Genomic DNA, 14,555 nt, shown 5'->3' with positions numbered 1-14,555 from the left:
TCGATATGTTAATTTAAAAAATAAACACATCGTAATATGTCGATATGTATGGCGTAAAAATAAACATCTTTTGATGTTTATTTTTATATCTCTGTTTTAAGAAAGTCCGCAAGTTTCCCAATGGCTTCTTCATCTCTTTTGTAATAAGTGTACTTTCCGATTCGTTGAGCCTTAATCAGGCCGGCTCTTAAAAGGATGGTGAGATATTGGGAAGCCGTTGATTGCGTCATTTTCAATTTGTCTGTTATTTGACTGACACATACCCCGATTGTGTTCATATCAATCCCTTCATGGGGTGAAAAATGACGATCAGGTTCCTTCAGCCATTGCAAAATTTGCAGCCTTGATTCATTTGATAAGGCTTTGAATACTTCAATGGGTTCCATATCGTTTATTATATCGTTATATTCCGATATGTCAATTCGTTTTTTCGTTTTTGATGACTGACTTCTTTTTAGACATTAAAAATCTGAAGACTTATTTCAGGTCAGTTGGAGGTATTACAGAACTTAACTTTCGCATATCTACTGTTAGATTGACCATTAGAAAGCGCTGCTTTATATATACTTTGCTCTCATTCTGCTTTTTTATCTCTCCAAATATTATAGATTTTTCTCAAGATCATTACATAACTTAAATACCATCACTCGTTCGCCTGTCCGAGAGCTTAAATCGGTATGAAAACTTTTCACTTCTTCTCCAGTTATCGTTAGGATAATATCCTTTAGACCCTCTATCCCTGATTCAACTAGCTCCGAACGAGTTTGTTTGATAGATAACATACCCTCTTTTGATCCACAAACTGCATATTCTGCTGGTGTTAAAATTCCTTTTAAATTAACGATGATCATATCCCGCAGTATATCAGTTTTAACAGATACAGACCCACGCCCAAGATAATCCTTCTCCCATTGCGTAATGGACTTACTGATCCCTGATTCAATAGAACCTTTCGTTTTTTTCATATATAACACATCTCCTGGCAAAATAATTGGCATATTCTATTAGTTATTTCGTCTCATTAATATTCTCTTACAACATATCCTTCATATACACCTTCAATATCCAAATCAGTTGTGCCGTTTCTTGTGACCGCTACAATTTTGGATAACATATTTTCTTCCATCATAGAGTGTACATGCAAAAATCGAACGCTCCCTAAATGGGTTTCCTCAACTTCTTCATAAGATTTTAAATGATAAAAATGAATTGCTTTTCTTATTACTTTTTTCATACATTCCATATTTTCTCGATCAAACGAGCTCATTTCCTCTATTGTTTTCGTGACAAAATCAGTTATACTAGCGCCCATTACATACTCCTTAAAACTGCTTTCTCCCCATATATGGGTGTAGAAGCTGACCACTTCACTCCATCATGACAAGCAATGATCAGGTAAGGATTGACCTGTTTTAATAGAAGGAACCTCCACAATTGAGGATTCCCCATCCTTATGATCAACGATTAAACCTCTGACTTTAACATATGACGGCACCAGTGGATGTTGACGAATGATATCAACACTTTTTTCAACAGCGCCACTGCTATCTTCATTTAGCCATTCATCGACTGTACCACCTAAAAATTCAGGCTTGCAATGTTGAAAGAGATAATCCAATGTCTGTATTTTATCTTTCATTGTTTCAAGTTGAGTTAGTCCATGACCTGTTGAAGTCTGCTTATCTTTTGTTCCTACTACAAAAACCTCCTCAACATCTTCCTGGTAAATCGCAAAAATAACAGACCTCATGATTTCTCCATAAGGATGTGAGATAGCGGCACCATAGCTTTGGATAGTCAGCATATTTTCTGCTGGAGTGTTAGTCACTTCTTGTAAAATAGGCTCCAAGCCGTTTTCAATGTCCGTCAAAAATAATACTTTTTTATCTACATTCATATAACACACCTCTTCCTTATGTTTATCATTTTTATATTGAGTAACAAATCCATTTGAGAAATGTTTAGATTCATAATTACCAGCTTTCCCAACATCCATCTGGATCAATACTAGCCAGTCGAACCCATCCATTTTGAACTTTTTGCAGAAATACTGGGTCATTATTTAATAACCGTTCTACATGTTGTCTAGGCGCTTGGATAACAATCAACAAACGAAGAGGAGAATGATAAGCCTCATGGTCTGATTGCATGACCGATTGCCAAGGCAGTCCGGCTAACAAGTCACTTGCATTCCCCTGCATCACTCCGAGACCTGCAGTAACGGTTTGAGTTGCTTTATTTCCGCTGCCATAATAATGAGGTGCTACTGTTGATGCGTAATATTGTAAATTAATCCATTGGGCCACAGTTCCAGGTCCTGCAATAATATTTGCTAGGAGTTCACCGCTTTCATCCTGCTTCCAATCATAATTATGAAGAAAGGATCTTCCTTCCAAATCACAATCCTGAGTGAGTTCACGTTGGCCGATAATAAAAGCGGCATTACGAGCCAGTCCCCATTCCGGACGTATCTCACTCCAATCTTCCGCAAATCGGTGTGCCTCAGCCTTCGGGTTTTTAAGGTTCGATTGGACATTCGGTAATTGGGCCAGTCGTTCTGCATTTGCATGATGTTTTACTTTCGGCATAACAGCTTCAATATGATCAAATGCTTCCTGTGCAGCTTCGGAAAGCTCTGGTACATAAAGCCAATGTAATTCATCCACCGTTGTATTATGTTCAGCAGCGGCAAAAACCGTATCCTCAGGGATTTTCATTCCTTCAGTTAATAGAGCTTCTCTTACCTCTGAAAGATTACATAAAGCAGCTAAAACTCTTGCATTGAATCCGCCAGCCGCTCCACCGCAGGCACCACAATCAAGAGCCGCGGCATAAGGATTATTGGTGCTTTGACTGCCATGTCCGCAAATCACGACTAAGGGTGCAAAATTCTCTGTTAATCCCATCATTTTTAGTGCTTGCCGAGCATAGTTCACTTTTTCTTCTTCAGTAAAACCCACTGGTATCTCTGCCTCTGTGTCATTAACATGATGAAGCGAGAGTTTTGTATCAGGTTTCCGTAACCAAGTCTCACGAAGATTACGAATAAAACGTTCTGCTCTTCTTGGCGCAAAGCTGCGTGCCACCATTTGCAAACTAAGCCAAGGTCCACTTAGCTCAGGTAGAAGTAAGCTCGTAAGTACATTCTGTTTCATCTTTTTAAATGTATAGCTTAAGGAATGAACTGCCTGCTTGCGTTGGTTGTATTTTTCGAGTACATCTTCATCTGCGAACTCTTTTATTTTGTTTTGCGGTTTTTGTATGACCGGCAAAGAGGCATGACTGTGTTTACTGCCAAGTTCACAAGTTGCAATCGGCACCCCGAAGAAACCAGCAACACCAATCGTTTCAAACGGGCCTGCTTTTTCTAGTTGACGACGAAAAGGCTCTGATCGTACATCGATACAGAATGCGAATTGAGCTAATGCAGATTTTTTACCGTTGGTTTCACGTTGTTTCGAGATGATCTTCTGACTTAATCGATCAGTGTGTGTTTGCTCCCATGCTTCTAACCAAAGTTTCCTGCGAAGTTTCTCATCAAAGCTGTAGGCAAATGATAAATATTCGTTTTGTTCATTGGCCGGCATCTGTGACCATTCTTCTAATGTAAGGCCCCCCCAATGAATCCAAGCTGCTATAAGGGGAGTAATTGAAATTTTATTCTCAAATCGTTCATTATTAATAGGTAAATATGGCTTTATAAGAGCCCACTCCATGGATATCCGAACTGCTAAATATTCTGTTAGAAGTGCATGTTCATGGCTCGATTGTTGGGAGCGCCAAAGCATCATCCCTGCCCATCCGGGTAAGGAAAGTAAATGGCCTTCAAGATAACGCTGTATTTCTGATTCAGGGATTTCTAGTGCGAATAACGCTTCTTGTAAAGCCACATGTGCCTCTTGCGGCCAACCTTTTAACCTTTCACGCTGCTTTTTACTAAGTGCTGGATCATACTGAATGAGATGCTGCCAGGCCCGATAGAAACCTTTCTCACGGTTGGGCATTGTCCAGCCTGCTTGAGAGTCATCAAGATATAATTTACTCCATTTAATGACATGATGATCTAGTATATTGACTACCTTTTCACCAACCTGATTCTCTATATACGAACTGATTGGCTGCATAAAAACATTCTCGATATGATCCAGTCCACTGCATTCATTCACCAATTTCTCCAGCTTATGTGATGATAAAAGGTCGGAAGGCAGTGGTTCTAATTTTAATCCAGCATGACAAAATCGCTCTGCCACGTCCCTTGGGATATGAAAGGAATGTGAATCAAGCCAATGCTGCAGCCCCATTTCCACAAAATCTTCATCAATCTCACCTTTATTCTTTGCTGAACGAATCATAGATGCACTAGGATATATATCAACATCACGAGTATGTTTCAGCCAGCTTGCAACCTGATCAAAAGGTTGGTTTTCAAGTCCCATCCACGGGTTACGTGCAGCGAATGTTGAAATAGGCCAAAGTGGTGCAATGACTCGGCTGGCAGATTCAATTAAAACGTTAATATCTCTTTCTTGAACATCAATATCTGTCTCTTTCTTTTTTACATTTTCTTTCATTAATACGGATGTAATGCCCAACACTTTTACCTCCTTATGATAAATATTGTTTAAGGTAGTCTGGATGACTCTCTACTGTCTTGGGTTTTGCTTCACCTAATCGCACTAACCAAAGATAGAGTACTGCGAAGAAAACTGAAGAACGATGACGAGCAACCCAAGTGCCTAGAGCACTGCCAAATAGCAAGAGACATACGACAATGATGACAGCTGACATTGGAGGTTGAACACTTTGAAAAACGCTTGTATGCAGCCACTTATAGAAGAGGTTATGAATGATAAAATATACAAAGGCTGCTCCTCCTAAACATGTTAAGCCAGCAATTCGACCCATTCTTCCCTCTCCAAAAGCTACAAGCTGAGTCCAAGAAACGGACAATGACCACCCTAAGATCAGCGCACTAATGAATTGATACCCCTCTCCAGGAGCAGCGAGCCAAAAAGCAACGCCTATAACTAAGGATAAAATCCGACCAGCCATGACCCATAAATAGGATGTTCTTTCATTAGTACGATCCGATACTTCATGACGCCCTACTGCTGAACCAGCTTGTAGAAACAACGTAGCTTTGAATAAACCATGTAAAATAAGATGAATAATGGCTGCTATATAAGCCCCTAGTGCACACTGAATGAGCATAAATCCCATTTGTCCAATCGTGGAGCCTACTAGCTGGCGTTTATAGTCAACCTGGACCAAACTAATACCCGTTCCAATCAATACAGAGATGCCAGCAAGCAGAAGTAAAATAATCGATGCTATACCACCATTAAATAGAGGTGAAAATCGAGTTAGTATAATCCCGCCTGCATTTACTAAACCTGCGTGCATAATCGCAGAAACAGGAGTTGGAGCAACAATAGACTCAATTAACCATCTGTGGAATGGCCATTGAGCCGCAGGAATGATCACTGCTAATACAATCAATAGATTAATCCCTGTTCTCTCCCATGCCCCCAGTTGAGCTAAGCTTTCATTTGTTAAAACCAATGATAACTGCCATTGACCTGTGACTTGGAAAAGCCAAACTATCGCGAAAAACAAAGAAAGCCAGCTTAACAAAAATAATCGGCCAGTAACCTTGGCTGCTTCACTAGCGACTTGCCAAGCACTGTTTAACCTAATAAGCAGGGTTAAACCGACAAGAGTTGCTCCCCAAGAAATAACCATCAAGCGGAGGTCACCACTTAACCACGCAATTGAAGCAGCACCTGTAGTGAAAGTAAAAAGCGTAAAATATTTTCGATAAGATCGATCACCCATTAAGTAACGTACAGAAAAGCGCTGAATGATTAGGCCAATTGTCAAAACAAAGAAAGTCATTAACCAAGCTAATGAATCGAAGTACCAAGGGCCAACATTTCCATTCACACTCCTATTGGCAAGAATCACCAAGGAAACCAACGGCGGTAAAGCCAAGATACCAATATGAATGCGAACAAAACTCAAGGGTACGCGTGGATGTAAAAACAATAGTCCACTTATCCCAGAAGCAATAAGCATAATAAAAAATAATGTTAATAATGATGACAAACTCAGCGAAACTAACATTTCAAATTCTCCCTTTTTAAAAGTCGTTATTGCTCAAAAGACCTTTAGATCAGATCATATTTTCTATAATTTAATACAAATTTTTTATATCTCTATTTTTTCCCAATAAAAAAGCCGACAATTTCAAAATTTCAATGATGTTTTTAATCATTGAATCTTGAAAATTGTCGGCTTCACTTCAACTAACTTCTGCGAAGTTTTTTGAAGAGCTACCTTATTATTGGTCATTTTACTATATGCTATGTTTTAACTTCCTTCTAAAGGAATGAAATCATCGCTACATTTTAATATAGTGCTTAATTATCAAATAAAATCGACTTATGTTTCTCCTCCATTTAAATTAGGATACTTTTTCATCCTGTCAAGATTAGTTGAAAGAATGCTAAAGACCTAATAATTTAACAAACGAAAATAAACATCTGGGCCGATTATTAAGTTAAGTATAAGATATGCTAAATTTTAAACATTGTCAACCAAAACTCATATTCTAATTCATTGAAAATCAAATTTGATGTCGGAGTTCAGAGAATGCAGTATCAAACTTCCTCCCTACATGGTAACTACATTTCTCTTTAATAAATTCGGAAAAATGCTTGTATCTTTTATTCGGTTCGGATGTAAAGTGAAATATCCTCAACCTCTTGGACAGTGAGTACAGCTTCAATGAATTATTGCTAATTCTTCTGACCAATGGTACATATTTTTTGAATCTTGACGTGATTAAATGTTTCGTTGCTGCACCTTATTATAAAGCATCCGTCCTCACCATTGTTAAATGAGATCCATACAAACCCACCTGATAAAATAAAACTATCCGTTCACTTATAAACGAACAGATGTTAGCCCTTCTATAAAAAAACCCCTTTGGCTAATAACCAAAGGGGTTAAACATTTATTATTCCACAGTAACACTCTTCGCAAGGTTACGCGGCTTATCAACATCACAGCCGCGATGCAGTGCAGCATAGTAAGCGATCAGCTGCAATGGAACAACAGATACCAACGGAGCAAGCGCTGGGTTTACTTCCGGTAATACGAATCTGTCATCCGCATCGTCTAGGCCTTTCAGTGAGATGATGCATGTGTTGGCTCCGCGAGCGGCAACTTCTTTGACGTTTCCGCGGATGCTTAGGTTTACGTGCTCTTGTGTTGCCAGTGCGAATACTGGTGTTCCTTGTTCGATCAAGGCGATGGTGCCGTGCTTCAGTTCGCCGCCGGCAAAGCCTTCTGCCTGGATGTAAGAAATCTCTTTCAGCTTCAATGCGCCTTCGACACATACGAAGTAGTCGAGGCCGCGTCCGATGAAGAAAGCGTTTCTGGATACAGTCAGGTATTCACGAGCGATCATTTCCATTTCGTCTTTCTGGTCGCAAAGGGCTTCCATTGCGTTTGCTGCGATACCGAGTTCTTTGACAAGATCAAATCCGATATCGATGCCGTTTTTGTCAGCAGCTACAGATGCAAGAACCGCAAGAACTGCGATTTGTGCTGTGTATGCTTTTGTTGACGCAACAGCGATTTCAGGGCCTGCATGAAGCAGCAATGTATAGTCAGCTTCACGGGAAAGCGTTGATCCCGGTACGTTTGTGATCGTCAGCGCTTTGTGTCCGAGTGCTTTGACTTGAACAAGAACCGCGCGGCTGTCTGCTGTTTCTCCGCTTTGAGAAAGGAAAATGAAGAGCGGTTTCTTAGACAGAAGCGGCATGTTGTAAGAGAATTCACTCGCTACATGCACTTCAACCGGCACGTTTGCCCACATTTCAATGTATTGTTTACCGACAAGTCCTGCGTGATAGCTAGTTCCGCAGCCAATGATATAGATGCGGTCTGCTTCCGCTACAGCCTCAGCGATATCGCCAGGCACAGACAGCTTGCCGTTTTCGTCTTGGTACGTTTGGATGATTTTGCGCATCACAACTGGCTGCTCATCCGTTTCTTTCAACATGTAGTGAGGGTACGTGCCTTTTTCGATATCACTGGCATCCAGCTCAGCGATATAAGACGCACGTGAAATAACGTCGCCATCAAGGTTTTTGATAACAACTTGATCATCAGTCACGATGACCATTTCTTTATCCATCAGCTCTACATATTCGTTTGTAACTTGAAGCATTGCCATCGCGTCAGACGCCACGACGTTGAATGTATCTCCAAGTCCAACTAATAGAGGGCTTTTGTTTTTCGCTACAAAAATCGTTTCTTTGTTATCGTTATCGAATAAAGCAATTGCGTAAGAGCCTTTTAACAGTGTAAGTGTTTTGCGGAACGCTTCTTCTGTATCAAGTCCTCCGTTGACAAATTGCTCGATTACTTGAACGACTACCTCTGTATCGGTATCACTTTTGAGCTCTACATCTTGTAAATAGTCCTGTTTCAGCTGAACATAGTTCTCGATCACGCCGTTATGAACAAGTGTAAAGCGGCCCAGTGCGCTTTGATGCGGGTGAGCGTTCAGATAGCTTGGTTCGCCATGTGTTGCCCAGCGAGTATGGCCAATTCCTGCTTTTGCTCCTACATTGGCATCCACAACTTCACGAAGATCGGCAATGCGTCCTTTTTCTTTAAACACATGGATCCCCTGTTCGTTGGCAACTGCGATACCCGCAGAGTCATAGCCGCGGTACTCAAGCTTCTCCAATCCTTTTAACAAAATTTCCTTCGCATCAAGCTGACCGATATAACCTACGATTCCACACATAATTTCTTCCTCCTAAGATTGTAAAAGGAGACGAAGAAAGTCATTTTTCAAGGGGACTTTCAATCGTCCCCTCCTACATGTTTTATGGAAGATCATGTGATTTCCCTTTGTTCAAGGAGTCGCCTCCTTGGTTTGAAGAAATCCTTACGGCTGTGATCTGCATACTCAGCCGGGAGGCATCCGCCGAAAAATCGATAACCTCCATCCTCGTCAACTAAGCCTTTTTTCGGGCGCTTAGTTCGGGCGCTATAATTATAAGTGAAACAAAATCCCGTCTTTCCTGCCTCTAGAAAACAAGAACAAGACAAGCTTGATTTTACAGCATGTGCCAAGAATGGTCAATTGTTTTTTAAACAACTTTGCCGCCTGTCTCACAATTATTATATGTGAGTCGCACTTGTCTTGTTCGCTCTCTGTTTATAGATTTCGTTACTCTAATCCCATTTCTGACCGGACGACTTCAACAATGCGATTAACATATTCATCGCACAGTTCTTTCGTCTTCGCTTCAGCCATCACACGAACGAGCGGTTCAGTGCCAGATGGGCGCACTAAAATCCGGCCGTTGCCGTTCATTTCTTTTTCAACCTCAGAAATAACGGCTTTTACTTTTTCGTTTTCTTCGACTTTATATTTATCAGTTACTCTCACATTGACTAAAAGCTGCGGAAACTTCTGCATTTCAGCCGCAAGCTCTGACAGCGGCTTGCCTGTCGCTTTTAATGTATTCATCAGCATAATGGCGGACAATAATCCGTCACCTGTTGTGTTGTAATCAAGGAAAATTAAGTGGCCGGACTGTTCACCGCCGACATTGTAGCCGTCTTTTTTCATCGCCTCTACCACGTAGCGGTCGCCGACAGCCGTCTGCACGCTCTTTATCCCTTCTTTTTCAAGCGCTTTATAGAAACCGAGGTTGCTCATGACTGTGGAAACAACCGTATCATCCTTTAAGCGGCCCTCTGATTTCAGGTATTTTGAGCATATGTACATAATTTGGTCGCCGTCAACGATATTTCCTTTTTCGTCGACTGCGATCAGTCGGTCGCCGTCACCATCGAACGCAAGGCCGATATCAGCATTTTTCTCTTTTACAAACGCACTGAGCGCTTCGGGATGAGTCGATCCAACTCCGTCATTGATGTTTAATCCGTTCGGAGAAGTTCCCATTGTCGACACGTCTGCGTCTAAATCGGCAAACAAGTGTGTCGCAAGCGATGACGTCGCTCCGTGTGCGCAATCAAGCGCAACATGAATGCCTGTAAAATCTTCGTCGGCAGTCTGTTTTAAGAATTGCAGGTACTTTTGGCCGCCTTCAAAATAGTCGTTTACAAGTCCCAGGTCAGCTCCAACCGGTCTTGGCAGCTTATCCTCCGGTTCATCCATCAGACGCTCAATTTCAGCCTCCTGTTCATCAGAAAGCTTAAATCCGTCTCCTCCAAAGAACTTGATTCCGTTATCCTGCACTGGGTTATGAGAAGCAGAAATCATGACGCCCGCCTCTGCATCCATCGCTTTTGTTAAATAGGAAACACCAGGTGTAGAAATGACTCCCAGACGCATGACTTCTGCGCCAATTGATAAAAGTCCGGCGACAAGGGCTCCCTCCAGCATATGGCCGGAGATGCGTGTATCGCGGCCTATCAGCACTTTTGGACGTTGTTTGTCTTTTGTCAGCACATACCCGCCGAAACGTCCGACTTTAAAGGCCAGCTCAGGCGTAAGCTCGCTGTTGGCAACACCTCTTACACCATCTGTTCCAAAATACTTGCCCATTTTATAATCGCTCCTTTTTTATTCTGATGAAGATTGTGAACCTGTATTTGATTCATCTTCATCCTGATCCTGATTTTGATCTTGGTTTTCGTCTTGATTTTGATCATCATTGTTTTTATCGCTGTTCGTTGTATCTTCTCGCTGATTATTCTCTTTGTCATTCGTCTTGTCATCAGTGTCATCCTGGTTCCCTGACGTCGTATTGCTGTTATCTTTTGTTGTCGTATTCGTTTTTTTAGACGTAAGCTTGATTTTTGCATTTTTCTGCCCCAAGGACCAGGTTACATTTTGAGGCCCGTTTACTTCAAGCTTCACACTGTGCTCTCCGTCATCTAAATCAGATACATTCACATACAATTCTATGTCTGATTTCTGCAGTTTTTTTATGTTGCCGGGAGAGCCTTTGGCCGTAACATCTATCGTTTGTGATTCCGGATCCAGAAATTCAATGTTCTGTGAGCTGCTCAGCCCTACAGTCTTAATAGGGACATTCTCAAACGTCTGATCCGCTTCACTATCTACTTCTATATGCAACGTCACCTTTGACGGCGAGATTTTTTTGACGCCGTCAGGAAGCGGAATATCTGCCTCGATATCAGAATCCTTTTTGATTTTGCTTAAATCTAAGCTGACACCATCTATAAATTCAAGAGAATCCAAGACATCCTGCGAGCCGTAAACCGTCACCTCACTGGGACTTGATTCGATATTCGCTATGCTGATCCCGTCAGGAAGGCTTCCTGTCCGCTCAATTTTAAAGGGCACTTTTTTACTCGGACTTGTCACCGGAACGGTAATTTTGATGACCGAGGGCTCCACATCGACAGGAAGCGCGTTTCCGTCTTTATCATAGACAGTCACTTTCGCTTCCTTTTCAATCGTTTCATCTGCATTTTCCAGGTTTACCGAAGCTTTCACAAGAGAAATATTATCAATCACGGCTTTAGAACCGGTAATCTGTACATTTTTAGGACTGACAATCGGCTGCTCCGGAGAATAGCCTTTTTTCATCTTGCTTTTGTTGTAGTACTCCACTTCAACAGGAAAGCTTTCTGTCGTGCGTTCTTGAATGGTGACGGTCGTCACGGACGGATTAATGGATATCGTCAGCCCATCCGACACGTTTTTGGCCTTAAGCTCGACCTTATGCGTGCCGGTTTTCAGCTTCTCCATATCCGCGTATATCTCAAAATTCTTTGTCTGTCTCGCCTTCTTCACGGCGCTTGTCGGACCTTTTATCGTGACATTCACCGTTTGCGGAACGCCCGTCACGACATAATTTTCATCATCGTAATATGCTTTAACCGGTATATCAGTCAGTGTTGCCTCATCAGTTGTAGATGTCGGAAAAAATGATTCACCTGGTTTTTTCGGAGTTGGTGCTTGGTTGCTGTTAACCGCTACATAAAGCAAGAGCGCGAAAAGCAGCGCAATGACTTTCACAGCCCAGCGGTTGTTTAAGAATTTATCCATTTTTCTTGCCCCTCCAATACCAACGGTTAGAAGAAGTCTCTCTGGTGTTCTTCTTAAACTCTGCTTCAAGCATTTCTTTCAGTGCTTCTTCCGTCAGCTCTCTGTGAAGGTCGCCATTCCTCGCCACACTGACGCCGCCGGTCTCTTCAGACACGATAATCGTCAAACTGTCTGTAACTTCACTGATTCCGACAGCCGCTCTGTGCCGCGTTCCCAGTTCTTTTGAAATGAACGGGCTTTCAGAAAGCGGCAAATAACAGGCGGCAGCGGCAATTTCATTATTTTTCATAATGACCGCTCCGTCATGAAGCGGTGTATTCGGGATAAAAATATTGATCAAGAGCTCAGAGCTGACCTTTGCATTCAAAGGAATGCCCGTTTCAATATAATCCCCCATACCCGTATCCCGCTCAATGGTTAAAAGGGCGCCGATCCGGCGTTTCGCCATATAATTGATCGCTTTCGTTATAGCCTCAATTGTTTTCTGCTGCGCTTCCTCAACCGGCGTGCCGCTCCTCGAGAAGAAACGGCCCCGTCCAAGCTGTTCAAGCGCTCTTCTCAGCTCAGGCTGAAAGATAATAATAATTGCTAAAAATCCCCATGTTATCGCTTGGTCCATCAGCCACTGAAGCGTGCTGAGGCCCAAATATTGACTGGCCATACGGACAAGCACGATCACAACGATTCCTTTTAAGAGCTGAACCGCCTTCGTGCCACGTATCACCATAATCAGTTTATATATCACATACCAAACAAGGAGAATATCAACGGCATTGCCGAGGTACTGCAAAAAAGGGATATCCTCAAAAGCCATTTCCTCGTCCTCCAAGAATTCAGTCATTTCGTATTTTGAAGTTTAATGTGTTACGCATATGTACTTTACATAGCGAGCCCATTATACCACATTTCGTTTTGGCAAGTGAAATATGCCAGCCGTTTGAGAACCTAAAAAAGAGTAAAGCGCACCACACGCTTTACTCTTCTCCGTTCGGGTCTAATGCATTGAATACACTTTTCCCCGCAGACTTCATTTTATACCATGTCCAGTCGAATAATTGATTAATCTCCTCAATTTGACCGGTGACTTGTCCAGCAGAGGCCATATACTTTTCTCCGTTTACAACGGTTACATCCCCGTCTATTTTCCCTTTAATAATCAGCTTGCCGTTTTTGACGGTGACATCACCTTTGACCGTCTCACCTTCAGGCACGATCACAGTGTTGTTTTGCACGACCAGATTCGGCTGCTTCGACACGCTGAAGTTGTGGTCATTGTGCCAGCTGTTTAACAATCCTCCGCCCATCAAAATGATGAATACCGCAGCAGCCGCGATAACCGGATGGGATCTAAACCATCTTTTCACAGAAGCTCTTTTCTTCTCCTTAGGCAATTTTGCCATGACGTTAGCGGTAAAATCGACGGGGGCTTCGACATGCGATGTGCTCCGGACGAGCGCAATGGATTTTTCCATCTCATAAAAATGCTTTCTGCATTCCTCGCATGCCTCCAGATGTTCTTTTAATACTTGTTCATCTTTCGGAAGGATATCTCCATCAAGATGCATATGCATAAGCTGCACAATTTGTTCAGGACAGCTCATTTCATCACCCCACTTAAAGATCCCTTAATTGTTTTCTAAGAGCCTCTCTGCCTCTGTGAATCCGCGTTTTTACAGTCCCCACAGGAATGTTCAGAATCTCGCCGATTTCAATTAATGAGAGTTCATCAATATACTTTAATACAATGACAGTTCTGTATTTGTCAGGAAGCTTTAATATTTTCTGCTGAATCGTGTGTGAAAGCTCCAGCGATACGACTGCATCTTCAGGCAAAACTCCATCTGCGGCGATTTGGGAATACATCGTCAAGCCTTCTGTACCCGCCACTTCTGCATCGAGGTAATAATCCGGCTTCTTTTTGCGAATGCGGTCAATGGTCAAGTTGGTCGCAATTCGATAAAGCCAAGTTGAAAATTTCCGGTTGATATCAAAACTGTCGATATTGACGTACGCTCTGATGAAAGCCTCTTGTGCGATATCTTCCGCCTCATGCACATTGCCAAGCATACGGTAGCAAAGCTGATAAATTTTATCCTTGTAAATATCTACGATGTCCGCAAATGCATTTTGATCGCCTTTTTTGACTTGCTTAATTCTCTTTTTAATCATCATTTCCATATTTATCTAACCTCTGCCTTCACCGGTCTGTATGTATACGAGCTTCGTTTCTAAAGGTTTCAATTTTTTTATAAAATAAGTTTAACAAATTTTTGGCAGGGTGTAGATGGCAATTTGTGAATAAACTACCTTAACATATTTTTAAAATTATTATACAGACTGAACAGTTAGAAGTTGGAATGATTTTTTCAAAAAGAAAAAAGACACCTTTTGATCAAAGGTGTCTGTGACTGGGCTAGCTGGATTCGAACCAACGCATGACGGAGTCAAAGTCCGTTGCCTTACCGCTTGGCTATAGCCCAATGAT

At 41.9% G+C, this 14,555-nt stretch carries 12 protein-coding genes and 1 tRNA gene; all 13 read right to left on the bottom strand.

Annotated elements, in window-relative coordinates; translation table 11 throughout:
* Positions 1-83 precede the first annotated feature (83 nt).
* Positions 84-386, bottom strand: a complete 303-nt coding sequence (locus CJU60_RS20175; protein ID WP_024120036.1) for an ArsR/SmtB family transcription factor — start codon at positions 384-386, stop codon at positions 84-86.
* Between the two features lie 216 nt (positions 387-602).
* Positions 603-965 carry a Na-translocating system protein MpsC family protein gene (locus CJU60_RS20170; protein WP_095714764.1) on the bottom strand — a complete coding sequence of 121 codons (363 nt, stop codon included), beginning with the start codon at positions 963-965 and terminating at the stop codon, positions 603-605.
* 56 nt (positions 966-1,021) lie between these two features.
* Complete coding sequence (locus tag CJU60_RS20165) at positions 1,022-1,312, bottom strand: DUF6407 family protein (RefSeq protein ID WP_095714763.1); 291 nt, start codon at positions 1,310-1,312, stop codon at positions 1,022-1,024.
* A gap of 63 nt (positions 1,313-1,375) precedes the next feature.
* Entirely contained in the window at positions 1,376-1,897 is a 522-nt protein-coding gene (locus tag CJU60_RS20160; protein WP_095714762.1) for a carbonic anhydrase, read from the bottom strand.
* 76 nt (positions 1,898-1,973) lie between these two features.
* A complete protein-coding gene (locus CJU60_RS20155; RefSeq protein WP_095714761.1) occupies positions 1,974-4,592 on the bottom strand; it encodes a DUF2309 domain-containing protein in 2,619 nt (872 codons plus the stop codon).
* Between the two features lie 13 nt (positions 4,593-4,605).
* The gene (locus tag CJU60_RS20150; RefSeq protein ID WP_095714760.1) at positions 4,606-6,123 is read right to left on the bottom strand and encodes an NADH dehydrogenase subunit 5; all 1,518 of its coding nucleotides are present in this window, start codon (positions 6,121-6,123) and stop codon (positions 4,606-4,608) included.
* Positions 6,124-7,018: 895 nt separating this feature from the next.
* Complete coding sequence (glmS, locus tag CJU60_RS20145; protein ID WP_024120031.1) at positions 7,019-8,821, bottom strand: glutamine--fructose-6-phosphate transaminase (isomerizing); 1,803 nt, start codon at positions 8,819-8,821, stop codon at positions 7,019-7,021.
* Positions 8,822-9,250: 429 nt separating this feature from the next.
* Complete coding sequence (glmM, locus tag CJU60_RS20140; protein ID WP_095714759.1) at positions 9,251-10,597, bottom strand: phosphoglucosamine mutase; 1,347 nt, start codon at positions 10,595-10,597, stop codon at positions 9,251-9,253.
* Positions 10,598-10,615: 18 nt separating this feature from the next.
* Positions 10,616-12,070: a CdaA regulatory protein CdaR gene (locus tag CJU60_RS20135; protein ID WP_095714758.1), complete on the bottom strand. Its 1,455-nt coding sequence runs from the start codon at positions 12,068-12,070 to the stop codon at positions 10,616-10,618.
* Positions 12,063-12,884 (bottom strand): diadenylate cyclase CdaA, encoded by an 822-nt coding sequence (gene cdaA / locus CJU60_RS20130; RefSeq protein WP_024120028.1) that lies wholly within the window; start codon positions 12,882-12,884, stop codon positions 12,063-12,065. The genes CJU60_RS20135 and cdaA overlap by 8 nt, the downstream gene beginning before the upstream one ends.
* A 160-nt stretch (positions 12,885-13,044) precedes the next feature.
* The gene (rsiW, locus tag CJU60_RS20125) at positions 13,045-13,671 is read right to left on the bottom strand and encodes an anti-sigma-W factor RsiW (protein ID WP_095714757.1); all 627 of its coding nucleotides are present in this window, start codon (positions 13,669-13,671) and stop codon (positions 13,045-13,047) included.
* Positions 13,672-13,684: 13 nt separating this feature from the next.
* Positions 13,685-14,248, bottom strand: coding sequence for an RNA polymerase sigma factor SigW (gene sigW, locus CJU60_RS20120; RefSeq protein ID WP_010332813.1), 564 nt, complete (start codon positions 14,246-14,248; stop codon positions 13,685-13,687).
* A 230-nt stretch (positions 14,249-14,478) separates the two neighbouring features.
* Positions 14,479-14,550 (bottom strand) — tRNA-Gln (locus CJU60_RS20115).
* Between the last annotated feature and the right edge of the window lie 5 nt (positions 14,551-14,555).

This window comes from Bacillus sp. 7705b (assembly GCF_002289525.1).
Lineage (GTDB): Bacteria > Bacillota > Bacilli > Bacillales > Bacillaceae > Bacillus > Bacillus halotolerans.
This window is presented reverse-complemented; position numbering and strand designations above follow the sequence as displayed.

Excerpts from the sequence above, each read along its gene's own strand:
- cdaA (WP_024120028.1), bottom strand. The coding sequence starts at position 12,884 with ATGGCTTTTGAGGATATCCCTTTTTTGCAGTACCTCGGCAATGCCGTT.
- glmS (WP_024120031.1), bottom strand. The coding sequence starts at position 8,821 with ATGTGTGGAATCGTAGGTTATATCGGTCAGCTTGATGCGAAGGAAATT.
- sigW (WP_010332813.1), bottom strand. The coding sequence starts at position 14,248 with ATGGAAATGATGATTAAAAAGAGAATTAAGCAAGTCAAAAAAGGCGAT.
- CJU60_RS20175 (WP_024120036.1), bottom strand. The coding sequence starts at position 386 with ATGGAACCCATTGAAGTATTCAAAGCCTTATCAAATGAATCAAGGCTG.
- glmM (WP_095714759.1), bottom strand. The coding sequence starts at position 10,597 with ATGGGCAAGTATTTTGGAACAGATGGTGTAAGAGGTGTTGCCAACAGC.
- CJU60_RS20170 (WP_095714764.1), bottom strand. The coding sequence starts at position 965 with ATGAAAAAAACGAAAGGTTCTATTGAATCAGGGATCAGTAAGTCCATT.
- CJU60_RS20150 (WP_095714760.1), bottom strand. The coding sequence starts at position 6,123 with ATGTTAGTTTCGCTGAGTTTGTCATCATTATTAACATTATTTTTTATT.
- rsiW (WP_095714757.1), bottom strand. The coding sequence starts at position 13,671 with ATGAGCTGTCCTGAACAAATTGTGCAGCTTATGCATATGCATCTTGAT.
- CJU60_RS20135 (WP_095714758.1), bottom strand. The coding sequence starts at position 12,070 with ATGGATAAATTCTTAAACAACCGCTGGGCTGTGAAAGTCATTGCGCTG.
- CJU60_RS20160 (WP_095714762.1), bottom strand. The coding sequence starts at position 1,897 with ATGAATGTAGATAAAAAAGTATTATTTTTGACGGACATTGAAAACGGC.
- CJU60_RS20165 (WP_095714763.1), bottom strand. The coding sequence starts at position 1,312 with ATGGGCGCTAGTATAACTGATTTTGTCACGAAAACAATAGAGGAAATG.